This is a genomic window from Delftia sp. S65 (assembly GCF_016516495.1).
GTDB classification, from domain to species: Bacteria; Pseudomonadota; Gammaproteobacteria; order Burkholderiales; family Burkholderiaceae_C; genus Comamonas; species Comamonas acidovorans.
The window spans coordinates 111,895-137,122 of record NZ_JACVUR010000005.1 but is presented as its reverse complement, the minus strand read 5'-3'; the positions used below and the strand labels follow the sequence as shown (position 1 = coordinate 137,122).

24 protein-coding genes are annotated in these 25,228 nt (G+C 69.1%); 11 read left to right on the top strand and 13 right to left on the bottom strand.

What is annotated here, in order from left to right:
* Window positions 1–4: 4 nt before the first annotated feature.
* Genes IAE24_RS06915 through IAE24_RS06895 form a run of 5 tightly spaced genes read left to right on the top strand, consistent with a single transcriptional unit; the run spans window position 5 to window position 5,069 of the window.
* Window positions 5–1,504: a sugar ABC transporter ATP-binding protein gene (locus IAE24_RS06915; RefSeq protein ID WP_199960435.1), complete on the top strand. Its 1,500-nt coding sequence runs from the start codon at window positions 5–7 to the stop codon at window positions 1,502–1,504.
* Complete coding sequence (locus IAE24_RS06910) at window positions 1,497–2,531, top strand: ABC transporter permease (RefSeq protein ID WP_199960436.1); 1,035 nt, start codon at window positions 1,497–1,499, stop codon at window positions 2,529–2,531. The genes IAE24_RS06915 and IAE24_RS06910 overlap by 8 nt, the downstream gene beginning before the upstream one ends.
* Entirely contained in the window at window positions 2,528–3,565 is a 1,038-nt protein-coding gene (locus tag IAE24_RS06905) for an ABC transporter permease (RefSeq protein ID WP_199960437.1), read from the top strand. The genes IAE24_RS06910 and IAE24_RS06905 overlap by 4 nt, the downstream gene beginning before the upstream one ends.
* On the top strand, window positions 3,562–4,431 hold the full coding sequence (locus tag IAE24_RS06900) for a sugar phosphate isomerase/epimerase family protein (RefSeq protein WP_199960438.1): 870 nt from the start codon (window positions 3,562–3,564) through the stop codon (window positions 4,429–4,431). The genes IAE24_RS06905 and IAE24_RS06900 overlap by 4 nt, the downstream gene beginning before the upstream one ends.
* Window positions 4,428–5,069, top strand: coding sequence for a nucleoside/nucleotide kinase family protein (locus IAE24_RS06895; protein WP_199960439.1), 642 nt, complete (start codon window positions 4,428–4,430; stop codon window positions 5,067–5,069). Before IAE24_RS06900 ends, IAE24_RS06895 begins: the two co-directional genes overlap by 4 nt.
* Before the next feature lie 22 nt (window positions 5,070–5,091).
* Here IAE24_RS06895 and IAE24_RS06890 read toward each other — a convergent pair whose 3' ends face one another.
* Both IAE24_RS06890 and IAE24_RS06885 read right to left on the bottom strand, forming a co-directional pair.
* Window positions 5,092–6,693 (bottom strand): gamma-glutamyltransferase family protein, encoded by a 1,602-nt coding sequence (locus IAE24_RS06890; protein WP_063328043.1) that lies wholly within the window; start codon window positions 6,691–6,693, stop codon window positions 5,092–5,094.
* 157 nt (window positions 6,694–6,850) lie between these two features.
* Window positions 6,851–7,858, bottom strand: a complete 1,008-nt coding sequence (locus tag IAE24_RS06885; RefSeq protein WP_043825478.1) for a Bug family tripartite tricarboxylate transporter substrate binding protein — start codon at window positions 7,856–7,858, stop codon at window positions 6,851–6,853.
* Window positions 7,859–8,011: 153 nt separating this feature from the next.
* Between IAE24_RS06885 and IAE24_RS06880 the strand changes: the two genes are divergently transcribed.
* From IAE24_RS06880 to IAE24_RS06860, 5 genes are all read left to right on the top strand, one after another.
* The gene (locus tag IAE24_RS06880) at window positions 8,012–8,932 is read left to right on the top strand and encodes a LysR family transcriptional regulator (RefSeq protein WP_198820613.1); all 921 of its coding nucleotides are present in this window, start codon (window positions 8,012–8,014) and stop codon (window positions 8,930–8,932) included.
* A 436-nt stretch (window positions 8,933–9,368) separates the two neighbouring features.
* Entirely contained in the window at window positions 9,369–10,037 is a 669-nt protein-coding gene (locus tag IAE24_RS06875; protein ID WP_099734940.1) for a hypothetical protein, read from the top strand.
* Window positions 10,034–10,582 (top strand): GTP-binding protein, encoded by a 549-nt coding sequence (locus IAE24_RS06870; protein ID WP_043820163.1) that lies wholly within the window; start codon window positions 10,034–10,036, stop codon window positions 10,580–10,582. The genes IAE24_RS06875 and IAE24_RS06870 overlap by 4 nt, the downstream gene beginning before the upstream one ends.
* Window positions 10,572–10,955 carry a roadblock/LC7 domain-containing protein gene (locus IAE24_RS06865; RefSeq protein ID WP_199960440.1) on the top strand — a complete coding sequence of 128 codons (384 nt, stop codon included), beginning with the start codon at window positions 10,572–10,574 and terminating at the stop codon, window positions 10,953–10,955. Before IAE24_RS06870 ends, IAE24_RS06865 begins: the two co-directional genes overlap by 11 nt.
* A 95-nt stretch (window positions 10,956–11,050) precedes the next feature.
* Window positions 11,051–11,410, top strand: a complete 360-nt coding sequence (locus IAE24_RS06860; RefSeq protein WP_043820161.1) for a hypothetical protein — start codon at window positions 11,051–11,053, stop codon at window positions 11,408–11,410.
* A 27-nt stretch (window positions 11,411–11,437) separates the two neighbouring features.
* Here the strand turns inward: IAE24_RS06860 and IAE24_RS06855 are convergent, their stop codons facing one another.
* Window positions 11,438–12,151 (bottom strand): Crp/Fnr family transcriptional regulator, encoded by a 714-nt coding sequence (locus tag IAE24_RS06855; RefSeq protein ID WP_012202707.1) that lies wholly within the window; start codon window positions 12,149–12,151, stop codon window positions 11,438–11,440.
* 87 nt (window positions 12,152–12,238) lie between these two features.
* Here IAE24_RS06855 and IAE24_RS06850 point away from each other — a divergent pair, with 87 nt between their 5' ends.
* Window positions 12,239–14,272: an alkyl/aryl-sulfatase gene (locus tag IAE24_RS06850; RefSeq protein ID WP_199960441.1), complete on the top strand. Its 2,034-nt coding sequence runs from the start codon at window positions 12,239–12,241 to the stop codon at window positions 14,270–14,272.
* On the opposite strand, the gene IAE24_RS06845 is transcribed toward IAE24_RS06850, so the two are convergent.
* The 10 genes from IAE24_RS06845 to IAE24_RS06800 form a co-directional block, all read right to left on the bottom strand.
* Entirely contained in the window at window positions 14,266–14,997 is a 732-nt protein-coding gene (locus IAE24_RS06845) for a uracil-DNA glycosylase (RefSeq protein ID WP_043780562.1), read from the bottom strand. The genes IAE24_RS06850 and IAE24_RS06845 overlap by 7 nt on opposite strands.
* Window positions 14,998–15,154: 157 nt before the next feature.
* A complete protein-coding gene (locus tag IAE24_RS06840) occupies window positions 15,155–16,648 on the bottom strand; it encodes a fibronectin type III domain-containing protein (protein WP_199960442.1) in 1,494 nt (497 codons plus the stop codon).
* 18 nt (window positions 16,649–16,666) lie between these two features.
* Window positions 16,667–17,410, bottom strand: coding sequence for a right-handed parallel beta-helix repeat-containing protein (locus IAE24_RS06835; protein ID WP_052155277.1), 744 nt, complete (start codon window positions 17,408–17,410; stop codon window positions 16,667–16,669).
* Between the two features lie 184 nt (window positions 17,411–17,594).
* Window positions 17,595–18,398, bottom strand: coding sequence for an indole-3-glycerol phosphate synthase TrpC (gene trpC / locus IAE24_RS06830; protein ID WP_012202702.1), 804 nt, complete (start codon window positions 18,396–18,398; stop codon window positions 17,595–17,597).
* Between the two features lie 50 nt (window positions 18,399–18,448).
* Window positions 18,449–19,483: an anthranilate phosphoribosyltransferase gene (gene trpD / locus IAE24_RS06825; RefSeq protein WP_013804671.1), complete on the bottom strand. Its 1,035-nt coding sequence runs from the start codon at window positions 19,481–19,483 to the stop codon at window positions 18,449–18,451.
* Window positions 19,484–19,512: 29 nt separating this feature from the next.
* Entirely contained in the window at window positions 19,513–20,100 is a 588-nt protein-coding gene (locus tag IAE24_RS06820) for an anthranilate synthase component II (protein WP_012202700.1), read from the bottom strand.
* Between the two features lie 398 nt (window positions 20,101–20,498).
* Window positions 20,499–21,122, bottom strand: coding sequence for a hypothetical protein (locus IAE24_RS06815; protein ID WP_065347114.1), 624 nt, complete (start codon window positions 21,120–21,122; stop codon window positions 20,499–20,501).
* 28 nt (window positions 21,123–21,150) lie between these two features.
* A complete protein-coding gene (locus tag IAE24_RS06810; RefSeq protein ID WP_199960490.1) occupies window positions 21,151–22,761 on the bottom strand; it encodes a vWA domain-containing protein in 1,611 nt (536 codons plus the stop codon).
* Between the two features lie 2 nt (window positions 22,762–22,763).
* Window positions 22,764–23,996: a toxic anion resistance protein gene (locus IAE24_RS06805; RefSeq protein ID WP_199960443.1), complete on the bottom strand. Its 1,233-nt coding sequence runs from the start codon at window positions 23,994–23,996 to the stop codon at window positions 22,764–22,766.
* Window positions 23,997–24,018: 22 nt separating this feature from the next.
* Window positions 24,019–25,131 (bottom strand): hypothetical protein, encoded by a 1,113-nt coding sequence (locus tag IAE24_RS06800; RefSeq protein ID WP_199960444.1) that lies wholly within the window; start codon window positions 25,129–25,131, stop codon window positions 24,019–24,021.
* Window positions 25,132–25,228 lie beyond the last annotated feature (97 nt).

The following is a 25,228-nucleotide window of genomic DNA, read 5'->3' as shown; positions in this document are numbered from 1 at the left end:
TGCCATGGATGCCACCACAACGGCGCTGGTCCGCATGCAGGCGGTCACCGTGCGCTTTGGCGACGCCACGGCGCTGCATGCGCTGGACTGGGACGTGATGCCCGGCGAGGTGCACTGCCTGATGGGCAGCAACGGCAGCGGCAAGAGCACGGCGATCAAGGTGCTCAGCGGCGTGCACGCGCCGCAGCCGGGCGCGCGCATCGACATCGGCGGACAGACGGTGCAGCGGCTGGACCCGGCGCTGGCCAAGTCCCTGGGCATTCAGGTGATCTACCAGGACCTGTCGCTGGTTCCCAACCTGAGCGTGGCCGAGAACATCGCCTTCGACCAGGCCATGGGCCGCTGGTGGGCGCCCGTGCGCCGCAGGCGCCAGCGCGAGGCGGCCCAGGCCGTGATGCGGCGCCTGGGCATTGCGCTGCCGCTGGATGCGCGGGTGGGCGACCTGCCCATTGCGGGCCGCCAGCTTGTGGCCATCTGCCGGGGCATGGCGGCCCGGGCCAGGCTGCTGTTCATGGATGAGCCCACGGCCTCGCTCACGCGCGCCGAGGTCGATGCGCTGCTGGCTGTGGTGCGCCGGCTCCAGGCCGATGGCATGGCCATCGTCTTCGTGAGCCACAAGCTGGACGAGGTGATGGAGATCGCCGACCGCGTCACCGTGCTGCGCGACGGGCGCAAGCTCGGCACCTGGCCCGCCGAACAGTTGTCGGGCCGGCAACTGGCCACGCTGATGACCGGGGAGGAAGTGGATGAGCGACTGCATGCGCGCGACATGTCCGCCGCGCCCGCGCTGCTGGAAGTGCGCGGCCTGGGCCGCGACGGCGACTACGAGGACGTGAGCTTCGACGTGCGCGAGGGCGAGATCCTGGGCCTGACCGGGCTGCTGGGCGCTGGCCGCACCGAGCTGGCCCTGGGCCTGTTCGGCATGCGCCGGCCCGACCGCGGCAGCATCCGCCTGGGCGGCCGCACGTTGGTGCTGCGCAGCAACCGCGACGCCATGGCGGCGGGCATTGCCTATGTGCCGGAGGACCGCCAGTCTATCGGCCTGAACCTGCGCCAGTCCGTGCAGGACAACCTGGTGCTGGCCATGCTGCCGCGCCTGTCCGGCCCGCTGGGCTGGCTGCCCGCCAGCCGCCGCGCCGCCACTGCGGCCCAGTGGCGCGACCGCCTGCACATGCGCCTGCCCGCGCTGGACGCGCCCGTGCACCAGCTGTCCGGCGGCAATGCCCAGCGCGTGGTGCTGGCCCGCTGGCTGGCGACCGCGCCACGCCTGCTGATCCTCGACTCGCCCACCGTGGGCGTGGACATCGGCAACCGCCAGGGCATCTTCGAGATCGTGCACGGGCTCGCCGCACAGGGCATGGCGGTGATCGTCATCTCGGACGAGGTGGCCGAGGTCCATGCCCACTGCGACCGCGTGCTGCACATGCGCGGCGGGCGCATGGCCGGCGAGTTCCTGCCAGGGGTGCATTCCGAAAGCCAGATCGAGGAGGCCGTCCATGCCTGAACACGCATACGCGCTGCTGCACCACCCCGTGGCCCGGCTCGGCCTGGCCATTGCAGCCATGGCCCTGCTGTTCGGCGCCCTGGCCCCGGGCTTCTGGACGCTGGGCAACTGGATGGACGTGGCCGAGGGCGCATCGGTCACCGCCATCATGGCCGTGGGCCTGCTGGTGGTGCTGGTCGCGGGCGGCATCGACATCTCGTTTGCCGCCACGGCCACGGTGGCGCAGTACCTTGCGGCCATCGCGGCCACACGCCTGGGCTGGGCACCGGCGGCCAGCATCGCGCTGGGCCTGGCCACGGGACTGGCGCTGGGCGCATTCAACGCCCTGCTCATCCACCGCCTGCGCGCCACCTCCATCATCATCACCATCTCCACGCTGAACCTGTACTTCGCGCTGCTGATGCATGGCACCGGCGGCCGGTCCATCTACGACCTGCCGTCGTGGTGGAGCGACTCCGTGGTGCTGGCCCGCTTCGCAAGCGCCGACGGCGCAGACCCCGTGCGCCTGACCCTGCCCATCGCCGTGGCCGGCGCAGCCGCCCTGCTGACGGCGCTGCTGCTGGGCCGCAGCGCGCTGGGGCGGCGCCTGTACGCCTTCGGCGGCAACCCCGAGGCTGCGCACCGCATGGGCATCGGGCTGGGCGCCATCCAGGGCGTGGCCTATGGCTGGCTCGGCATGATGGCGGCCATCGCAGGCCTGGTGCAGGCGCACCGCGTGGGCGAGTCGGTGCCCAACGCCCTGGTCGGCACGGAGCTGTTCGTGCTCGCAGCCGCCGTGCTGGGCGGCGCAAGCCTGTTCGGAGGCACGGGCAGCGTGGGCGGCGTGCTGATGGGCGTGCTGCTGCTGGCCGTGCTGCGCAACGGGCTGAACCTGATGGGCGTGTCGCCGTATTTCTTTCAGGTGCTGCTGGGCGCCGTGGTGCTGGCCTGCGCCGCCGCAACGGGACTGCGGCGCACGCAGCGACGCAACCAGCAGCGCAGCGCTGACGCCACTCCTGCAGCGCCTTTGGCGGGGGCCGCGCCATGAACCGCAGCCCTGGCGCGCCGCTGGGCCTGATCGCGCTGCTGGCACTGCTGTGCGCCGTGTTCACGCTGCTGCTGCCCGGCAGCTTCGCCACCCTGGGCACGCTGCAATCGGTGCTGCTGCAAATCCCCGAGCTGGGCCTGCTGGCACTGGCGCAGATGCTGCCGCTGGTCAGTGGCGGCATCAACCTGGCCGTGGTCGCCAGCGCCAACATGGCGGGCCTGGCCATGGCCTGGGTGCTGGTGGGAGGCCTGTCGGCGCTGGGCCTGGACCTGTCGGGCCATGAGGGCCTGCTCATCGCCGCGGCACTGACCGTGGGCGCCCTCGCCAGCCTGCTGGTGGGGCTGGCCAGCGGCTGGCTGGTGGCGCGCGTCCATGCGCATCCCATCCTCGTCACGCTGGGCACCATGTCGCTGATCAACGGCCTGTGCGTCTGGCTCACGCGCGGCAAGCCCATTGCAGGCTTTCCCGAGGCCTTCCAGGCCCTGGGCTCGGCCCAGTGGCTGGGCCTGCCGCTGCCGTTCTGGATCTTCGCGGCCGTGTGCCTGCTGGTGGGCCTGTACCTGGGCAGCACACGCCACGGGCTGGCCATCTGCATGGTCGGCTCCAATGCCGAGGCCACGCGCCATGCGGGCATCGACACGCGCCGCGTGCTGATCGGCGTCTACACCCTGTCCACGCTGCTGTGCTGGATCGCGGCCGTGCTGATGATGGCGCGCTTCAACTCGGCCAGTGCGGACTACGCCCAGTCCTACCTGCTGGTCACGGTGCTTGCGGCCATCCTGGGCGGCACCGATCCCATGGGCGGCTTCGGCAGGGTGTCGGGGCTGTTCGTCGCCCTGCTCATCCTGCAGGTGCTGTCCAGCGGAGTGAACCTGCTGGGCGCCAATGCCCAGCTCACGCAGGCCCTGTGGGGCGCCACCATGATCGCCGCCGTGGCCGCGCGCCACCTGCTCGCGCGCTGGCGGGGCCGTGCCCGGGCACCCGCCGAACCCTCCCCTTCACGCTCTCGCAGCGTCCACCCGGAGCCCCTATGACCCCCCTCGGCATCCACGCCCTTGTATGGGCCGGCGACCTGTCGCCGGCCTCCACCCGCCATGTGATCGAGCAGACGCGCCAGGCCGGTTACGACCTGGTCGAGCTGTCCCTGCACGGCCCCCGGCTCATGGACCTGTCGCTCACGCGTGATCTGCTGCAGGAGCATGGCCTGGGCGTAGGCTGCTCGCGTGGCCTGACCTTCGAGGCCGATGTCTCCAGCGAAGACCCCTCCGTGGTCGCGCGCGGCCTGGCGCTGCTGCAAGAAGGCGTGGACATCACGGCGCGCCTGGGCGGGCGCTATTTCGGCGGCATCCTCTACGGCGCCATGGCGAAATACGGCCACCCCTGCACGCCACGGGGCCGGCGCAACGCGATCGAGGCCGTGCGGCGCATTGCCGACTTCGCGGGCGAGCGCGGCGTCACGCTGGGCCTGGAGGTGGTCAACCGCTACGAAAGCAATCTGCTGAACACGGCCGCGCAGGCGCTGGAGTTCATCGACGAAGTCGGCCAGCCCCATGTCTGCGTGCACCTGGACACCTACCACATGAACATCGAGGAAGCCGACCTCGCCGCGCCCGTGCTGGCCTGCGGACAGCGGCTGGGCTATGTGCACATCGGCGAGAACCATCGTGGCTACCTGGGCGCGGGCCACATCGACTTCGCGCAGTTCTTCGGTGCGCTCGCGCAGATCGGCTACCAGGGCACCGTCACCTTCGAGAGTTTCTCGTCCGCCATCGTCAACGAGCAGCTGTCGAACGCGCTGGCCATCTGGCGCCCGATGTGGGAAGACGGCATGGACCTGGCCCTGCACGCACGCGGCTTCATGGCAGACGGGCTGGCCAGCGCGCAGCAGGCACGCGCATGACGGCCATCCTGCCGCCCGAGGCCCTGGCGCGTGCGTTTGCGCTGGCGCGCTCCGGCCCCCGCCGCCTGCTGGGCCTGGCGGGCCCGCCCGGTGCAGGCAAGAGCACGGTCTGCGCCGCCCTGCTGCAGGCGCTGGGCCCGCTGGCGGCGGCCGTGCCCATGGACGGCTTCCACCTGGCGCAGTCCGCGCTGGAGCGCCTGGGCCGCGCGCAGCGCAAGGGCGCACCCGACACCTTCGACTCGGCCGGCTACGTGACCCTGCTGCGCCGCCTGCGCGCGCCCGTGGCTGGTGAAACGGTCTACGCCCCCGAATTCCGGCGCTCCGTCGAGGAGCCCATTGCAGGCGCCATCGCCATCGCGCCCGGCGTGCCCCTGGTCATCACCGAAGGCAATTACCTGCTGATGGATGAACAGGATGCGCCAGGCACACACTGGCATGCCGTGCGCGCGCTGCTGTACGAGGTCTGGTACGTGGACATGGACGACCGCCTTCGCATCGAGCGCCTGACCCGCCGCCACGAACTCCACGGCCGCAGCCCCCAGGCCGCACGCGACTGGGTGGCGCAGGTGGACGAGCCCAATGCGCGCCGCATTGCGGCAACGCGGGGGCAGGCGGATTGGGTGTTGCGCTGGGGGTGAGGCTGCCGGACACAGCCCCCGCTCAGAACGCCACCACGCCCCCGTCCTTGCGCGGGTCCGATCCGCCGATGTAGTGGTCGCCGTCGCGCAGAACCAGTTGCGCGCCGCCGAAGGCGAAGACGCCATGGCCTTCCTCGATCGTGACTTCGTGGCCGCGTGCGCGCAGGGCGGCGACGACCTCGGCGTCGAAGGCCGGCTCCACAGCCACGCCCTTGCCGCCCGTCACGCGCCAGCGCGGTGCGTCGGCGGCGGCCTGGGGGTTCTGGCCGTAGCGCAGCACGCGCAGGGCCATCTGCAGGTGGCCCTGGCTCTGCATGGGGCCGCCCATCACGCCGAAGGCCATCTGGGGCGTGCCGTCGGCGTTCATCGCAAAGGCCGGGATGATGGTGTGCGAGGGGCGCTTGCGCGGCGCGACCTCGTTGGCATGGCCGGCTTGCGTGGTGAAGCCGTGGCCACGGTTTTGCAGGCTGATGCCGGTGCCCGGCACAACCACGCCCGAACCGAAGCCCATGTAGTTGGACTGGATGAACGAGACCATCATGCCGCTGGCATCGGCCGCCGCCAGGTAGACGGTGCCGCCGGGGCGCGGTGCGCCGTAGGTGGGCGCGCTGGCGCGCTCGCGGTCAATGAGCGCCGCGCGTTCGCGCAGGTAGCCGGCGTCCAGCAGATGGGCGGATTCGACGCGCATGTGGTCGCCGTCGGCGTTGTATTCGTGCAGGTCGGCCAGGGCCAGCTTCATGGCCTCGACCTGCAGGTGCACGGACTCCACGCCGTCCAGCGGCTCGGCGCCCACGCCCAGTGCGTCCAGCATGCCCAGCGCCATCAGCGCGGCAATGCCCTGGCCGTTGGGCGGGATCTCGTGGATCACCGAATCGCCAAAGGTCTGCGACACCGTGCCGACCCAGTCGGCCTGGTGGGCGGCCAGGTCGGCCTCGGTCATGGCGCCGCCGCAGGCCTTGGCGTGCTCGGCCATCGAGCGCGCCAGTGCGCCACGGTAGAAGGATTCGCCCTTGGTGGCGGCGATCTCCTCCAGCGTGCGCGCATGGGCTTCGCTGCGGAAGACCTCGCCCGCCTTGGGGGCCTTGCCATCGGGCAGGAAGCATTCGGCAAAACCGGGCTGGTCGCCGAGCTTGGCGCCGCCCAGCGCCCACAGCGTGGCAATGGTGGGCGAGACCGCAAAGCCGTCGCGCGCATAGCGGATGGCGGGCTGGGCCAGTTGCTCGAACGGCAGCTTGCCGAAGCGGCGCGACAGCTCCACCCAGGCCGAGACGGCGCCGGGCACGGTGACGGCGTTCCAGCCCTTCTCGGGGATGCCGCCCAGCGCGGCGAAGTACTCGGGCGTCCAGGCTTCGGGCGAGCGGCCCGAGGCATTGAGGCCGTGCAGCTCCTTGCCATCCCACAGGATGCAGAAGGCATCGCTGCCCAGGCCGCAGCCCGTGGGCTCGACCACGGTCAGCGCCATGGCCGTGGCAATGGCCGCATCCACGGCATTGCCGCCGGCCAGCAGCATGGACAGGCCGGCCTGCGCGGCCAGCGGCTGCGAGGTGGAGACCATGTTGCGGCCCAGTACCGAAGAGCGGTGCGAGGCGTAGGGAAGTGTCCAGTCCGTAACAGTGCTTGTCATATCAATTTCCATAGCGCCAACGCGCCACCGATAGCTTGAGGAACCGCAGGCACGGCCCAGCTCAGGGACGCCAAGCAAGGGCCGCCCCGCAGCAAGGGCGTCGTCCCCCTCCCGCAGGAGAGGGGGAAGCGGCAAAGCCGCTCAGGGGGTGCTTCACTCAATCCAATGTGATTTTGTTGTCTTTGATGACCTGCGCCCAGCGCGCGCTGTCGGCCTGCACCATGGCAGCGAACTGCGCGGGCGTGCGGGGCGATGCGGCCTCCACGCCCTGCTTGGCCAGGCTGGCCACCACCTCGGGATTCTGGATGGCCTTGTTGAAGGCCTGATTGATCCGCGCCACCAGCTCGGGCTTCATGCCGGCCGGGCCATAGACGCCGAACCAGGTGACCGAAGAATAGCCAGGCAGGCCGGACTCGGCCACCGTGGGCAGGTCGGGCGCCAGCGCGCTGCGCTTGTCGCCGGTCACGGCCAGGGCGCGCAGGCGGCCGCTGGCCACATGGGGCATGCCGGTGGGAATGGAGTCGAACAGCAGGTGCACCTGGCCAGCGGCCAGGTCGGTGATGGACTGGGCCGTGCCCTTGTAGGGCACATGGGTCAGCTGCAGGCCCGCGCGCGCCGCGAAGGCCGCCGCGTTCAGGTGGACGATGGTGCCGTTGCCGCTGCTGGCGTAGTTGAGGGCGCCCGGATGGGCCTTGGCATAGGCGATCAGCTCCTGCACGTTGCGCACGGGCAGCGAGGGCGTGACCAGCAGGATGCTGGCCGCGCCGCCGATCTCGGCAATGGGCGTGAAATCCTTGTCGGCCTTGTAGGCCAGACGGGTCATCAGATGCGGCGAGATGGCATGCGTGCTGCTGGTGGTGAACAGCAGCGTGTAACCGTCCGGCGAGGCCTTGGCGGCCTCGCCCGTGCCGATGGTGCCGCCCGCGCCGGGGCGGTTGTCGATGACCAGCTGCTGGCCCAGGTCCTGGGACATGCGCTGCGCCACCACGCGCGCCACGAGGTCGGTGGCGCCGCTGGCCGGAAAGGGCACGACCAGGCGCACCGGGTGCGAGGGCCAGGACGCCTGGCCCTGTGCCACGGCGGGCAGGGCGATGGCGCCAGCCAGGGCACAGGCTGCAGCCACGATGGCGCGGCGTGGAAGTAAAACGCTGGGCAATGCCTTCATGGGCACACTCCTGGACAGGGGTTGGACGGCTGCAGCCGCTGCTCCCCAGCAACGCTGCAACAGGCCATCGTAGAACCCTCGCCCCTTTGCCGCCATCAGCAAATTTGCAAACCTGCGTTGCCTCTGCGGCAAATTGATGACAATCGGGGCGACATGCCCGACGCCCGCCACCTTCTTTTGCAGGACACCGCGCTGCGCTACTTCCACGAAGTGGCGCAATGCGGATCGCTGACCGAGGCCTCGGCGCGGCTGCATGTGGCGGCCTCGGCCATCAGCCGCCAGATCGCGGCGCTGGAGTCGCTGCTGGGCACGCCGCTGTTCGAACGCCACCCGCGCGGCATGGTGCTCAATGCGGCCGGGGAGATCCTGGCCGACCATGTGCGCCGCGCCGGCCTGGACGCCGAGCGCGCGCTGGGCGAGATCGAGGCCCTGCAGGGGCTGCGCAGCGGCCGCGTGCGCATCGCAAGCTCCGACGCCTTTGCCAACGAGTTCCTGCCGCGCCTGTGCGCAGCGTTCCAGCGCGCGCATGCCGGCATCGTCTTCGAGGTGATGGTGCTGCCCACGCCTGCCGTGCCAGAGGCCGTGCGCAGCGGCACGGCCGACATCGGCCTGTGCTTCAGCCGCGCGCCTGAAAAAGGCATTGCCGTGGCCTGCCGCGTGGCGGCGCCCCTGGTGGCCCTGGTCGCACCCGGCCATGCCTTGGCCCAGGCCCGCCGCCTGTCGCTGGCCCAATTGGTACGCCACCCCCTGGCACTCACACCGGCCGATACTGCCGTGCGCCAGTTGCTGGACGCGGCCTGCAGCCGCCAGGGCCTGATGCTGATGCCCGTGATGGAGAGCAACCACGGCAAGACCCTGCTGAACTTTGCAGCCCAGGGCGCCGCCGTGGCCGTGGCCAGCGAGATCGCCGCGCGCCACATGGTGGCCACAGGCGCACTGGTGGCCGTGGCGCTCAGCGACCGGGGCATGGACCTGCGCGACATCGAGGTGCAGACCCTGGCCGGCCGCACGCTGCCGCATGCGGCGCAGTCCTTCCTGGAAATGCTGCAGCTGCGGTTGCCCGGTCCCTGGTAGCCGGAGGGCATCGCGGGCAGCGCCCGCCAGACACCACGGAAACAGGGCCGGCCAGAAAAGAGACCACAGTCCGAACATGGGCGGAGGGGCAAAACTCGGAAAGCTCCGGTTTTTACTGCCCTGCAGACCCGTGATTCATCCATCGCCCTGATCGGTCCACCGAAGACGGGAGCGGATCGGGCATGAATCGGATAGGACTACTCTGATTCTGACTCAGCCGATTCGGATTCTCCTGCGCGACCGGACAGCCAGCCGCCGGCGCCGTTCCTATCATTCGCATCTCTGTCGCCGGGCTTCCTTTACGGAACCCCTGGACTCCCGCTCCTGAATGAATACACGGACAACCCGGCCATCGCCGGACCTGCAAACAAGAGGCAAGGCATGTACACGAACCAGACCGGGGGGCGCAAGCGGCAATTGCAGCGGGAGGCACAGCATGGATGAGCGAACCGAACTGACCTTCATGCTGCATGGCCTGTCGGACCGCGACGCCAAGCTGTTCCGCTCCTATGTGCTGATGGTGAATCACCGCACACGGCACCGCTGGACGTGGCGCGAATCCCAGGCGGACATGACGGTGGCGCATGGCGAACTGGCCGAAGCGCCTGCCGCCCCGCCCGCGTTGACGCTGCGCGTGGGCGGGCAGCCCAAGGGGGCCTTTCCTGCGGGCGGCCATCTGAGCATGCCCCTGCGCTCCGATGCGCTGGAGGAATGCCTCAACACCATGGGCGCACGCATCCTGTCGGTGCACGGCAAACCGGCCAGCGCCAAGGCACACGCCAGCGGCCTGCACACGCAGCATCAGCTGATGCTGCTGCAGCTGCGGCGCTGGCCGTCGCCGCAACTGCTGACGAGATCCCACCATATCCGCCTGGCCACCTTGCTGACAGGCCAGCCCACGACGATGCAGACCCTGTGCCAGCGCTCGGGCCTGCCGCCCGAGATCTGTGCCGGTTTTCTGAACGAGCTGGACGCCGCCGGCCTGCTGCGCTGGGCCTCGGCCCGCCCGCCCGCCGCACCGCCCCCCGGCAACCCTGCGCCGGACAGGGGCGTGCTCGAACGCATACGCCTTCGCCTGGCCCGGTTTGCAGGAGCGCGCCCATGAGCGAACTCAAGATCCTGATTTCCGGCCCTCCAGGCGCAGGCAAGACCACGGCCATCCGCTGCGTCAGCGAGATCGCCCCCGTGAGCACCGACGTGCGCAACACCGATGACACCCTGGACAAGGCGCTGACGACGGCCGGCATGGACTATGGCGAGCTGACCCTGGACAACGGCGAGAAGCTGTACCTCTACGGCACGCCCGGGCAGGAGCGCTTTGACTTCATGTGGCGCATCCTCTCGCGCGGCGCGCTGGGCGTGATCTTGCTGATCGACAACAGCCGCTCCGATCCGCTGGCCGACCTGGATATCTATGTCCAGGGCCTGTCCGATGTCTTGCGCAGCACGGCATGCGTGGTGGCGGTATGCCGCATGCAGGAGTACACAGCGCCTGATCTGGACAGCTTTGCCGTGCACCTGCAATCGCGCGGCCTGCTGTGCCCCGTGGTGCCGGCCGATGTGCGCAACCCCCAGCAGGTGGTGGCCCTGATCGAGCTGTTGCTGCTGCAGATTGAAGCCCTTGCCCAGGAGAAGTCCCATGAAGAATGACGCTGCCTTGACGGCTGCAGCCCAGGCGGCGGTGCAGTCGCTGATGAGCAGGTTGCACGGCGTGCGTGGCTGCGTGGTCAGCACCGAGGACGGCTTCGAGGTGGCCGCCCGTGCGCAAGGCCAGGGCAGCACGGCGCGGCTGTCGGCCATGGCCAGCTCGATGGCGGCGCTGGGCATGATCGCCGGCGAGGAGAACCAGCTCGGGCATTGCGCCAACGTGGTGGTCGAGGCGGCCGAGGGCTTCATCGTCATGCTGCAGGCACAGCGCCCGGGCCTGACGCTGGTCATCAGCGTGGTGGCCTCGCGCGAGGCCGTTCTGGGCCAGGTTCTCTATGTCTCGCGCGAGGCCGTGCGGACGCTGGAACAAGCGTGATGGCAAAGGCAGGCAAGGGCTGCTCATATGCATCCGGCAAGAAGGCACCGCGAAGGTGCAGAACATTTTCGCAACACAAGGGAGTTAGGAAAACAATGGCCAATATCAAGCAAACCATGGATGAACTGATGCGCTGCGACGGCGCCATGTGCGCTGCACTGGTGGACTACAACAGCGGCATGATCCTGGGGCAGGAAGGCTCGGGCGTGGACCTGGAGCTGGCTGCCGCCGGCAACACCGAACTGGTGCGCGCCAAACTCAAAACCATGCGCTCGCTGGGCCTGGAAGACACCATCGAGGACATCCTCATCACGCTGAGCAAGCAGTACCACATCCTGCGCCCCTCCACCCACCACGAGGGCCTGTTCCTGTACCTGGTGCTCGACAAGACCAAGGCCAATCTCGCGCTGGCGCGCCGCAAGGTGCAGGACGTGGAGAATGCGCTGGTGGTCTGAACAACAGCCCTTGACTGGCTGCGCCGCTCAGAACCGCTCGGCGCACAGCGCCTGCCACTGCAGGATCTCGATCTCGCCGCGCTGCACCCGGATGAGGCCGCGCGCCTGCAGGCCCTGCAGCAGCACGTTGGTGGTCTGGCGCGAGATCGACAGCATGCGCGCCAGCTGCTCCTGCGTGATATCCAGGCGCGGCCGGGCCGGCACATCGTCCAGCCGCTCGCCGTAGCCGCGCGCCATGGCCACCAGGCGGCGCGCCAGGCGCTGGGGTGCGGGCAGCAGGGCCAGGTCCTCCAGCGCCGCAAAGGCCGCGCGCATGCGCCCCGACATCAGCACGCCCAGGTCATGCCAGTGCGCGGGGTGCTGCTGCAGCCAGTCCAGCAGCGGCTGGCGCGGCACCTGCAGCACCACGCTGGGCTCCATGGCGTGGGCATCGTGGGTGCGCGGCGAACCGTCGAACAGCGCGATCTCGCCAAACCAGGTGGCCGGTCCCATGCGCGTGAGCAGCGCCTCGCGCGCCTGCTCGCTCTGGCCACCCACACCGGAGAAACCGATGCTGCCCCGGACCACGGCGAACAGCCCGCCCTCCAGCGCATCGCCGCGCAGGAACAGGGCTTCGCCCGTCTCCAGGCTGCGCGGCTGCGCCAGCGCCAGCAGCAAATCGGCAAACTGCGGCGCCAGTGCGCTGAACCAGCGACCGGCGCGCAGCGTGGGCAGGTAGGAAGAGGCGAGGGAAGCTTGCATGGAAAGGGATGTCGGGTGGCTGACAGACACAGCCGGCGGGCCTGCGTATTTTCGCCGCTGACATCGAACATGCCAGGAGACCTTTCCATGCAAGCCTCACACCCCCTGCCCCGCGCGCTGGCGCGCCCTTCCCGCCTGCTGGCCAGCCTGGCCACAGCCGCTTTGCTGGGCGCCTGCGCCCACGGCAGCCTGCCCGTCTCCGACATGGCCAGGCCCCAGCCGGCCAGCGCCGCCACGCGCGCGGCCCAGCAGGCGGCCTTGGTGCAGCAGCCGCTGGACGATGCGCAGGCCATGGAGGACGCCCGGCGCGGCCTGATCGCACCGGCCGACACCCTGGTCGTGCGCAATGCCCAGGGCCGTCCCATCTGGAGCATGCAGTCCTATGCCTTCCTGGAGCAGGACCAGGCGCCCGACACCGTGCACCCCGCGCTGTGGCGCCAGGCCCAGCGCAACCGCGTCAGCGGCCTGTTCCAGGTGACGGACGGGCTCTACCAGGTGCGCGGCCTGGACCTGTCGAACATGAGCATCATCGAGGGCGAGACCGGCCTGATCGTGGTCGATCCGCTGATGTACACCGAGACCGCCCAGGCCGCCATGGACCTGTACTTCCAGCACCGCCCGCGCAAGCCCGTGGTGGCCGTCGTCTACTCGCACAGCCATGTGGACCATTTCGGCGGCGTGCGCGGCGTGGTGCGCCAGGAAGAGGTGGATGCAGGCCGCGTGCAGGTCATCGCCCCGGCGGGCTTCATGGCCGAGGCCGTGGGCGAGAACGTGATCGCCGGCCACGCCATGGGCCGGCGCGCGCTCTACCAGTTCGGCATGCTGCTGCCGCGCGATGCCAGGGGACAGGTGGACGCAGGGCTGGGCAAGGCGGGTGCGCCCGGCACCATGGGGCTGATCGCGCCCACGCGCGTGATCGACAAGCCGCGCGAGACCCTGCGCATCGACGGCGTGGACATCGAGTTCGCGCTCACGCCCGGGGCCGAGGCGCCGGCCGAGATGATCATGTACTACCCCCAGCTCAAGGTGCTGAACATGGCCGAGATCGCCGTGCACACCCAGCACAACCTGCTGCCGCTGCGCGGCGCCCAGGTGCGTGACGCGCTGGGCTGGTCCCGCCACCTGAACGACGCCCTGCACGCCTATGGCGGCAAGGCCGAGATCCTGATTGCCCAGCACCACTGGCCGGTCTGGGGCCAGCCCCGGCTGCAGCACCTGCTGGCCGGCCAGCGCGACACCTACAAATACCTGCACGACCAGACCGTGCGCCTCATGAACCACGGCTACGTGGGCTCGGAGATCGCCGAGATGCTGAAGATGCCCGAATCCCTGGCCCGCGACGGCGCAACGCATGCCTTCTACGGCCACCTGCGCCACAACATCCGCGCCATCTACCAGCACTACCTGGGCTACTACGAAGGCAATCCGGCGCAATTGGAGGCGCTGCCGCCCGTGCCCGCCGCGCGCAAGACCGTGGAATACATGGGGGGCGCCGACGCCGTGCTGCGCCGTGCGCAGGCCGACTACGAACGCGGCGAATACCGCTGGGTGGCGCAGATCGCCTCGCAGCTGGTCTTTGCCGACCCGGCCAACCAGGCCGCGCGCCGCCTGGCGGCCAATGCCTATGAACAGCTGGGCTACCAGATGGAGTCGGCCACGGCCCGCAACGCCTTCCTGCAGGGCGCGGCGGAACTGCGCCAGGGCGTGCCCCAGCTGCCCAGGCCCGGCAGCACCGCGCGCGACCTGGTGCGCAGCCTGCCGCTGGAGATGTTCTTCGACTACCTGGGCGTGCGGCTGGACGCGGGCAAGGCCGCAGGCCAGCGCATCGTGCTCAACTGGACCTTCACCGACACCGGCGAGCAGCGCAGCCTGAACCTGGAGAACAGCGCCCTCACCCAGAGCCCGGGCCTTGCGCCCGCCGCCCATGCCAGCCTGCGCCTGACGCGCGCCACGCTGGACGCCATTGCAGGCCAGGAGACCACGATGGCCGAGGCCATCAAGAGCGGCCAGCTGCGCATCGAGGGCGACGCCTCCAAGGTGACGGCGCTCATGTCCATGCTGGACCGCTTCGACAGCGTGTTCCCCATGGTGGAGCCACGCCCCGAGCGGGCCGCTCAGTAACCGTGCTGGGCGCGGAAGTCGCGCGCCTTGCCGAAGTGCCCGTTGCCGATGAAGGGCACGGGCGGGCGCAGCGCCGACAGCGGCGAGGGATGGTTGCTGGTCAGCACCAGATGGCCCCGGTCGGCCGGAATGAAGGCGCGCTTGGACTGAGCATGGCTGCCCCAGAGCATGAAGACCACGGGGCGCGCGCCCTGGGCGATGTGCCGGATCACCGCATCGGTCAGCAGCTCCCAGCCCTTGCCCGAGTGGCTGGCCGCCTGGCCTTCTTCCACCGTGAGACAGGTGTTGAGCAGCAGCACGCCGTTCCTGGCCCACTTGACCAGGCTGCCGCCCGGGTTGGGGAACGGCGGAAAGGGCACGCCCAGGTCACGCTGCATCTCCTTGAAGATGTTCTGCAGCGAGGGCGGCATGCGCACGCCCGGCGCCACCGAGAACGACAGGCCTTCGGCCTGCCCCCGGCCGTGGTAGGGGTCCTGCCCCAGGATGACCACGCGCACTTCCTCGGGCGGGGTCAGCTCCAGCGCGCGCAGCGGCTGGGGCGGAAAGATCACCGCGCCGGCTTCCAGGCGCTGGTGCAGAAAGGTCAGCAGCTGCTGGCCCGTGGCACCCGCGAAGAAGTCCTCGACCAGGGGCTGCCAGTCGGGCGCAACGGGCCAGTCGGCGGGATCGGCGGATTGGAGTTGGTCGGCTTGCGCCGGGGCGATTGCGTCGTCTTGAAGGGCCATGGCGGATGGGGCACCAGCGCACGCATGGCGCGCGATGGTGGTTCCTCGAAGGTACGAAAGAAACGGGAATGCACCGGCGCGCGGCCGGTGCATTGATGTCCTGAGGATACCCGCAGTCGCACAGCCGCCCGGCGTGTGCGACATGCACGTCAGCGCATCAGCGCGTCCGGCGGCGCCGGCGCATTGCCGCCATGGCCAGCAGCACCGAGGCCGATGTGGCCGCCAGACCCGCGAGGTTCCACACGGGAATGGCGGCAGGAGAGGTCGCCGCCATCACCATCAGACCGCCCGGATCGACCACCACGCCATTGGCCTGCAGGTCATCATCGCCCAGGCCACCGTCCTGGACTTCCAGGGTGTAGGTATTGGCCGAGGTCACCTTGAAGCCATCGTTGAAGGCATACCAGTGCGGTGCCGGGTTGGCCGCCGTGGGACCGTACTTCCAGTACTGGGCCCCCGAAGGCAGGGCCTGCGGCATGGTGACGCTGAGCTTCAGCGTCGCGCCTGAGTTGCAGCCCGACGAGCGCAGGTCCAGCACACCCAGCGGATAGGCCGCCGCACCCTGGGGCGGCGCCGTGGGCAGGCTTTGCGCACGCACCAGCGATGCCGATTGCAGGCTGCAGCCGCTGGCCGGATTGCTGACGGTCAGCGTCGCGCTGCCGCCTTGCAGGGTCGAGATGGTGGTGGCGCCAGCGACAGGGGCGTTGACCGTCAGGGGCTGCGAGGCGGGCCCCGCACCGCTGCTGGACTGTGCCGCCACGCTGCAGTTGTAGGCCACGCCGGGTGTCAGGCCGTTGACCGCCACCGTCGGAGTGCTGGACGTGCCCATCAGCACCGCGCCGCCACCTTGCGGGACACATTGCGCCACATAGCCCGTGACCGTCTGGCCGGGGATGGAGGCCACCGGATCGAAGGTCAGCTGCACGGCCGTGCCCTGCGCGAAAAAGCCCGTATCGGCAGGTGGCTGAAGTGCGCCCGGAACGCTGCCGGACCAGACGCTCATCGCATCCACGCCGAAGAACAGGCTTTGCCGGTTGTCCACCTCGGCAATGCGCATCCGCACGGTCTGGCCCGCGTAGGCCGACAGGTCGAACTGCAGCGACTGGTAGCCGCTGCCGCTGTCCGAAGGACCGGGCGCCGTGGCCGGCGGCCACTGGAAGACATTGGCCAGCACACCGGCGCCCAGGCTGTCGGGCGCGGCGGCAGGGTTCATGACGTCGATGCGCACCTGCTGGTTGGGCGCAGCCACCGTGTAGTCAAGCGTGGCCGGCGCCGCAGCGACCTTGGCCGCATTCTGGACATGGATGCGGGCGCTCAGCGTGGCCGGGCTGCCCGCCGGAATGGCGACGTCCTGGTAGAGCACATGGCTGCCGGGGCCGGGCTGGTCGCTCATGAGGGCAAACGCCCCGTCGGGAGGTGCAGGCACGGCCACGGGCGTGATGGCGCCCCTGGTGCCTTGCTGGGCGGCGAAGCCGCCCTTGGAGCCGGCCTGGGACACGGATTGCCAGCCCGTGAAAACCAGGGAACCCGGACCGGAGTTCTGCTCGAAACTGCCGTTGGCCAGCAGTTCGGCGGCCTGCGCCGGGCCCAGGGCCGCAAACACCGCAAGCCCCAGACAGGACTTGCGGGCAACGCCTTTTACGCTGTGCATGATGCTGCCTTGCGCCGATCAGCGTTCGTAGACGGTGTCGGTGGGCGCGCTGTCCTGGGTGTTGCCCATGACCCGGTTGTTGTTGAACGAGGTGATCTTCCCGCCTGCCACAGCGTTGAACGCCTTGTCATTGCCGAACACCGTGGTGTTGGACAGGTAGACCTGGGCGGTCGTGCTCTGGACACTGATGGCGGCGCGTTCCGGCTCGCCCTGTGCTGGCACTGCATTGCCCAGCAATTGCGAGCGTTGCACCAGAACAGACACAGAAGTAGCGCTCGTCTCGACCTTGACCGCCGCCTGCGTGAAGCCCTGGATCCTGACGTTGTCCAGCACCACTTTGCCTGCCTGGAAGATTCTGACGCCGAACGTTCCTGTGCCGTTGCCGACGATGTCCAGATCCCGCAGCACCACGGTGTCAGAAACACCCGCGTTGATGGTGATGCCCGCGCTACCGGAGACCAGCACGCCGGCAAGCACGCCTGTGCCGTCCACCTGCATGGACTTGGTGATGGTGACTCCACCGACGCCCGCAGGATCCAGCACGTTGATCTCGCCGTTGGCGGCCGTCCTGGCGATGGCCCCCGCAAACGTCTTGCAGGGAGCCGTGCGGCTGCAGGGGTTGACGTCATCGCCCACGCCCGAGACCCAGGTGCGCGTGGCCTGTGCCCAGGCGCCGGACGATGCCAGCGTGGCCGATGCGCAAACGATGAGGGCAGCCCAGCCGCGGCTGGACAGGAAAGGGGCACGGGGCATGAACGACATCGAAGTCTCCGTAGGCGATGGGCTGCGGCCATGTTGCCGGATCGGCATTTCATGCGCATTGTCAATAATTATCATGCAAACGAAAAACTTTTAGAAACACTATTTGCACAAAAAAAGCCCGCACGCATGGCTGCGGCGGGCTGCTTCGGTGGCGCACCACCGAGGGACCGATCCGGTCTCGGCTTCAGGCAAACAGCTTGGCCAGCGCCTCTCCCGGCTCCTTGGCGCGCATGAAGGCCTCGCCCACCAGGAAGCTGTGGATGCCGGCATCGCGCATGGCCTTGACGTCCTCGCGGCTGCCGATGCCCGACTCGGTGACCAGCAGACGGTCGGCGGGCACGTTCTTTTGCAGGTCCAGCGTGGTCTGGATGCTGACCTCGAAGCTGCGCAGGTTGCGGTTGTTGATGCCCACCAGCGGCGTCTTGAGGCGCAGGGCGCGGTCCAGTTCGGCGCCGTCGTGGACCTCGACCAGCACGGCCATGTCCAGGCTGTGGGCGATCTGTTCCATCTCGGCCATCTGCGCGTCGTCCAGGCAGGCGGCGATCAGCAGCACGCAGTCGGCGCCCATGGCCCGCGATTCGTAGATCTGGTAGGGATCGACCATGAAGTCCTTGCGCAGCACGGGCAGGTGGCAGCTGGCGCGCGCCTGCTTGAGATAGTCCACGCTGCCCTGGAAGAACTGCTTGTCGGTCAGCACCGAGAGGCAGGCGGCGCTGACGCCCTTGCCGTCGCCATCGGCATAGCTTTGCGCGATGTCGGCGGGGATGAAGTCCTCGCGGATCACGCCCTTGCTGGGGCTGGCCTTCTTGATCTCGGCGATCACGCCGGCCTGGCCGGCGGCGATCTTGGCGCGCAGCGCGCCCACGAAGTCGCGCGTGAGCACGCGGCTTTCGGCGTCACGGCGCATGTCCGCGAAGGGCATGCGCTTCTGGGCGGCGGCCACTTCCTGCACTTTCACGTCGCAGATTTGCTTGAGGATGTCGGACACGTTGCTTTCCTTGGTTTCTTGTATTCGGTGGTCGATGGGAGCTGCGCGGCTCAGGCCGTCAGCCGGGCCGTGTAGGCCACGAGTTCGTTGAGCTTGGCCAGGGCCGCGCCGCTGTCCAGCGCCGCCTGGGCGCGGGCCATGCCGTCCTCGATGCTGGAGGCCACGTTGGCCGCATACAGGGCGGCACCCGCGTTCAGGCAGACGATGTCGCGCGCGGCACTCTTTTCGCCATGGAGCACGCCCAGCAGCATGGCCTTGGATTCCTCGGGATTGTCCACCTTGAAGGCGCGCGTGCCCACCATGCGCAGGCCGAAGTCCTCGGGATGGATCTCGTACTCGCGCACCACGCCGTCCTTGAGCTCGCCCACCAGGGTGCCCGCGCCCAGACTGATCTCGTCCAGGCCGTCGCGGCCATAGACCACGATGGCGTGCTCGGCGCCCAGGCGCTGCAGCGCGCGCACCTGGATGCCGACCAGGTCCTCGTGGAACACGCCCATGAGGATGTTGGGCGCGCTGGCCGGATTGGTCAGCGGACCCAGGATGTTGAAGATGGTGCGCACGCCCAGCTCCTTGCGCACGGGCGCCACGTTCTTCATGGCCGGGTGGTGGTTGGGCGCGAACATGAAGCCGATGCCCACGTCGGCGATGCTGCGCGCGATCTGCTCGGGGCTGAGCTGGATGTTGACGCCCAGCGCCTCCATGGCGTCGGCGCTGCCGCTCTTGCTGCTGACGCTGCGCCCGCCGTGCTTGCTGACCTTTCCGCCCGCCGCCGCGATCACGAAGATGGAGCAGGTGGAGATGTTGAAGGTGTTGGCGCCGTCGCCGCCCGTGCCCACGATGTCCACCAGGTGGCGCTTGTCCTCCACATGGACCTTGTTGGAGAACTCGCGCATGACCTCGGCCGCGGCCGTGATCTCGCCGATGGTCTCCTTCTTCACGCGCAGGCCGGTGACGATGGCGGCCGTCATCACGGGCGACAGCTCGCCGCGCATGATCAGGCGCATCAGGTGCAGCATCTCGTCGTGGAAGATTTCGCGGTGCTCGATGGTGCGCTGCAGCGCTTCCTGGGGGGTGATCTGGGTCATTGCGGTGTCTCGGTTGGGTGCCGGCCTGCTCAGGCCTTCTGTTCCAGGAAATTCTTGAGCATGGCGTGGCCATGCTCGGTGAGGATGCTCTCGGGGTGAAATTGCACGCCCTCGATGGCCAGGCTGGTGTGGCGCACGCCCTGGATCTCGCCGTCCTCGCTGGTGGCCGTGATCTCCAGGCATTCGGGCAGGCTGGAGCGCGCAATGGCCAGCGAGTGGTAGCGGTTGACCGTGAACTGCTCGGGCAGGTCGGCGAACACGCCCTTGCGGTCGGTGGTGATGACGCTGGTCTTGCCATGCATCTGCTGGCCCGCGCGCACGATGTCGCCGCCGAAGGCCGCGCCAATGCTCTGGTGGCCCAGGCACACGCCCAGGATGGGCAGGCGGCCCGCGAAGTGCTGGATGGCCGCCACGGAAATGCCGGCCTCGGCCGGCGAGCAGGGGCCGGGCGAGATCACCAGGCGGTCGATCTTCTCGCGCTCGACCAGGGCGATCACCTCGTCCAGCGTGGCCTCGTCATTGCGCACCACGGTGACATCGGCACCCAGCTCGCCGAAGTACTGGACGATGTTGTAGGTGAAGCTGTCGTAGTTGTCGATCATCAGCAGTCTGGTCATACCGGCTCCTGGGTCTCAAAGGGAAAAACGGGTGGCGCGGGCATGCCGCAGCGAAGGCTGGCGCGGGAATGCGCGCAATGCTGCCTGGGTCTGGAAGGGGGAATCTGAGGGCATCTGGGCAATCTCCTGGGTTCTGGGAGCCGCCGTGCCGGGGAGCCATCTGCTGGGTGAGCCTTGCTGCCGTCACGGCGGCAAGGCGCGGTACGCAACCGCAACGACGTGCCGCTTCCTTATTGGAAGCGCCACCACTGTGCAACGATGATCGAAACGGGCGTACCGTTCATGGCTGTCTTGGATCGAGAGTTCAGGTGTCTGGAAGACGGGAATGCAGCAGGCTGCATGGCGAAGCATGCTAACACAGGGTCCGCGCAGCGTGGCGGGACGACCCTGCGGGCGCCTCACTTCAGGAAATCCGGCTGGTCGAACTTCTGCTTCAAAAAGCGCCCGTTGGCCAGCAGCGCCTGCGCATCGCTGGCCGCCACATGGGCCACCACCTGCTGCATCTGCCCGGCCAGCAGCGCCAGCTGCTCGGTCAGCAGCTGCCTGGCCGTCTTGCCGTCCTGCACGGGCTGGGTGACACGGAACAGCGGCGGCAGCGCCGCATAGTGCGACAGCGTGGCGGGCAGGTACTGCAGCACCGTCTCGCGCACGGTGAACAGGCCGTCGTTGAAGACCGGGCCGGCGTCGGCCAGCGAGGGCAGCACCTCGTGCACCGAGCCGCGCACGCTGTCCAGGTGCTTTTGCATCTCGGGCGTGAGCATCGGACGGGCCTTTTGCACCAGCTCGTCGATGCGTTCGCGGATGTCCTCGGCGCTCCAGTGCTGCTGCAGCGCCCGCTCGAAGCTGGCGCCCGCGGGCTGCAGGGCCCAGCCCAGCAGCAGGCCCGCGACGTACAGGCCCAGCGTGATCCAGCCCCAGCCGGCGCCGATCACGCCCGCAAACAGCAGCACCGGCCCCAGCAGGGCCAGCGCCAGGCCGGCGAGGTTGCCGTTGCCGTAGAAGAAAAGCTGCAGGCGGCGCATCAGGCGGGTCCGATCGCTGGCGGCGCTGTCACTGGTAGCCCCGGATTTCCTTGAACACCAGCGGCAGTCCGCTCTTGCCGGTGTTGCGCGCATCGAAGGCGCGCCCGCCCGTCAGCGCGGCCAGGGCCTGCATTTCGCCGGACTGCGCCTCGCCAAAGATGATGGGAAAAACGCGCACCAGCGGCGCGCCGCCGTCGCGCGCCATGCGCTGCTCGCGCTCGAATGCGGCCCAGTCGCGGCCGGCCGTGTTGGCGCCATCGGTCAGCAGCACGATGCTGACGAAGCGCTCGGGATCGGCCCGCAGTTCCTGGCGTGCCTGCTGCTGCGCCAGCGTGAGCGCGTCGTAGATGGCCGTGCCGCCATCGGCCACCAGGCTGTCGGCATAGGCCAGCACCTGGGCGCTTGCGGCCTGCAGGTCGCCCGCCGCGAACTGCACGCGCGCGGGCTGGCCGACCAGGCCCGAGAACGGAATCAGCAGCACGCGCTCGCGCGCCTGGAAGGCGGCGTAGCGCTGGCTGGCGGCCGAGGCCTCGGCGCCGGACAGCAGCTTGAGCGCCTCCTTCATCTGCGCCAGCCGCGCACCCTTCATGGAGCCGCTCACGTCCAGCACGAAGATGCTGGTGGCCGGGCGGCGCAGATCGCTCTGGTAGGCCGAGAGCACGGCATCGATCACCTCCAGCCGGTTCGGAAAGCTCAACTCCACCACGGGCGCCGTGGGCAGCGCCGGGCTGGCCTGCGCCTCGGGGCTGGCGGGGCGCAGCTGGGCCTGGCGCAGCGGCTGGCCCTGGAAGGCGGGGGCCTTGAACTGGGCGACCAGCCGGTCATAGTCTGCGCGCCGCGCAGCGTTGAGCAGCATCAGCGGATAGTCGGCCGAGATCACGCCGTCGCGCGGGTAGACCAGGGTGAGCCGGTCGGCGGCGGGCAGCTTCTCGTTCAGGCGCAGGATCACGGCCTCGTAGTTGACCAGCGCATCGACGGCGCCGGGCTCGCGCTCGAAGGCCTCGGCCAGCCAGCCGGAGCTGCCTGCCGTGAGCTTCTGGCCCGACAGAAAATCCTTGAGCACCTTGGCGTTGACCTCCCTGGCGTCCAGGTCCTCGGTCTTGCCGGCCACGGCCGAGGCCACGGCGAACAGCGCGCTCATGCCGGTGTTGGAGCTGGCCGGATTGGTCATGCCGTAGCGCAGCCGGCCCTGGACGGCAGCGCGTGCGATGTCGGCCCAGGTGGGCGGTGCCTTGTCCCAGCCCAGCTTTTGCAGCACGGGGGCCTTCACGCCCAGGGCCACGCGCGAGTAGAAAAGCTTTTCGCGCGCCAGCGGCTTGTTCGCCAGCGCCAGCGCGGGATAGGCGCCATTGGGCGGCAGGATGGCGTCGTACTGCTCGCCCGCATTGATGCGCTCGACCATCTCCAGCGTGCCCGCATAGCTGAGCTTGAGCGGCACGCCCGCCGCCGTGGCGGCCTGCTCCAGCGCGGGCGCCACGTCCTTGAGCTCGGAGCCGGCCAGCACGGTGAATGCACCCTGGGGAGCGGCGGACGGATCGGACTTGGCGGCGGCCTGCGGCGCGGGTTCGGGCGACTTGCCGCAGCCGGCCAGGGCCAGCGCAAGGCCCAGCAGCCACCAGGCCGCCAGGCGCCGGAACATGCTCACAGCACCACCTCGCCGGCAGGCGCCTGCAGCGCCTCGCGCACGTCCTCGCGGCGGCTCTTTTCCAGATAGGCGCGGGACTTGTCGACCTCCTGCGACAGCGTGTCCACCGTGGTCTGCATGGAGGCCAGGGCCTTGACCTTGAAGTCGGCCATGGCGTCCATGGTCTGGTAGATGTTGCCGAAGGCCTGCTGCAGCCTGGCGATGTCGATGGTGCTGCCGGCCGCCTGCTCGTGGATCTTGCCGCTTTGCTCGCGCAGCAGCTCGCTGGTGCCGGCGATCAGGTTGCCCGTGGTGGTGTTCAGCGCCGTGATCTGGTCCAGCACCAGCTTCTGGTTGGCCAGCGCCTGCGCCACGATGACGGCCGTGCGCAGGGCGGAGACCGTGGTGGTGGTCGCGCGGTCCACGCCCTTGGCCAGTTCGAGGTTGTTCTTGCGCACCAGGTCCAGCGCCAGGTAGCCCTGCACGTTCACCGCCATCTGGGTGAGCAGGTCGGTGACCTTCTGGCGTGCGTAGAACAGCATGTCCTCGCGCACCACGCGGGCCTTTTCCGGGTCGCTGGCGTCCAGCTGTGCGGCCTTGGCCTCCAGCGCCGCGTCCAGCTTCTTGCCGATGTGGATGTATTTCTCCAGCCGCTCCATCAGTCCCCACAGGTTGGCCTTTTCCTGCTCGATGGCGGCGTTGTCGCGCAGCAGCTCGTCCTTGCCGCGCTTGAGGCTGTCGATGATGGCGTTCAGGTGGCTCTGGCTGGACTGGAACTTGTCGAAGTAGTCCACCAGCCTGTTGCCCATGGGGATCAGGCCCAGCAGCTTGCGCGGCTTGAACAGGTCGTCCTGGCGCGAGGGGTCCAGCGCCTCCACCTGGCGGCGCAGGTCGATCAGGCCCTGGCCGATCTGGCTGCCCTGGTCGAACAGGCCGTTGCTCAGCGTCTTGACGGGGCGCTCCAGCATGCGGTTGGAGACGGCGGCAGCGGCCTGCACCTCCTTGTTGCCCATGCCGTGGATGCGCTCGACCGCGCCCTTGAAGGCGGGCGACTGGCTGTCGTTGGCGGTGATGTCGTCGATGAACTGCGCCACCTGCGCGTCCAGCTGCTGCACTTCCTCGGCCTTGAGGCGGACCTTGCCGCTGGCCGACTCGATGGGCACGGGCAGGGCGGGCGCGGGCGGCTCCAGCACGAAATCCTGCTCCTGTGCAGGCACGGCGGCAGTGGTGGCCTGGGGGGTGTTGCTCATCGGTTGCTCCTGGGTCCTTGAGTCATTTGAAGCGCTGCTCCATGTCCACGATCATTCGCTCCAGCCACTCCTGGCTGGGCGGATCGATCACCTCCACCAGCTGCGCGGGCGCCTGCACGCCCTGCCCGGCCCAGCGCTCGGGCCCGTGCGTGTCGCCGCCGGTGCGAAAGCCGTATTCCTGCGCCAATGCGCGCAGCTGCGGATCGGATTCGAGCAGCTGGCCCACGCGATCGCCCGCAGGCGTGTAGGGCACGAGCACATGCTTGGAATACAGCGTGGGCTGCGGGTAGAGCATCACCATCTCGCCGCTCCTGCGCTGCGGGTGGCGCAGCAGGAACTCCACCAGTTGCGATTCATAGGCCACCAGCAGCGGCGCCTTGCCCATGCCCAGGGCCAGGTAGTCCTCGAAGGGGCCGGCCGACGAGCTTTCCTGGAAGCCCTGGCGCAAAAACAGCGGCGCCACCTGCGGCATCACGCGCTCCAGGTCGGCCGGGCTTTGCACCACCTGCTGGCCGTTGAGCACATAGCTGGCCAGCGCCAGGTACATGGCCGCGCTGTTGGAGCTGCGCACATCGGTGCTGGCGGGCAGCACGGCCTTGCCGGTGGCAAAGGCGCCGGAGGCCTTCAGGTCACGCCAGCGCGTGCCCTTGCCGGCCATGGCCAGCAGGGCGGGAAGATCGGTCACGTAAAAGAATTCGCCCTGCTTTTGCGCAACGCCGTTGGCGATCAGGATCTCGGCAATGGGCCGCCAGCTGGCGAACACGATGGGCGTGTAGAACGGCGTGTAGACCGTGCCGGCCCTGGCCGCCGCCTTGAGCTGGGCCGCAGCCGGCGCCCCCGAGGGAAAGCCGAAGTCGTACTGCTTGGGGTCGTAGCTGTTGGCAATGCTGCGCGAGCCGGCCTTTTGCACCGTCACCGTCACGCCGTGGCGCGCCAGCACGTCGCGCACGCGCTCGTCCTGGAAGAAGGCTTCCTTCTCGGAGCCGATCAGGCCGCGTGCCGTCACGGACTGCTGCTGCGTCAGCTGCGCCTGACGGTCCTGCACCAGGGCCGTGCGCGAGTACCAGATGCCGCCGCCCACGGCCGCCAGCAGCAGCGCCGCCAGCCCCGCCGCCAAAGCACGGCGGGCGTTCATTGAGAGGCTCCGCCCTGGATGACGGCAAGATGAAATTCGGTCATGAACGCGCGGGCCGTTGTCATGTTCTGTTCAAAAAAACTTCTTATACGGAAGT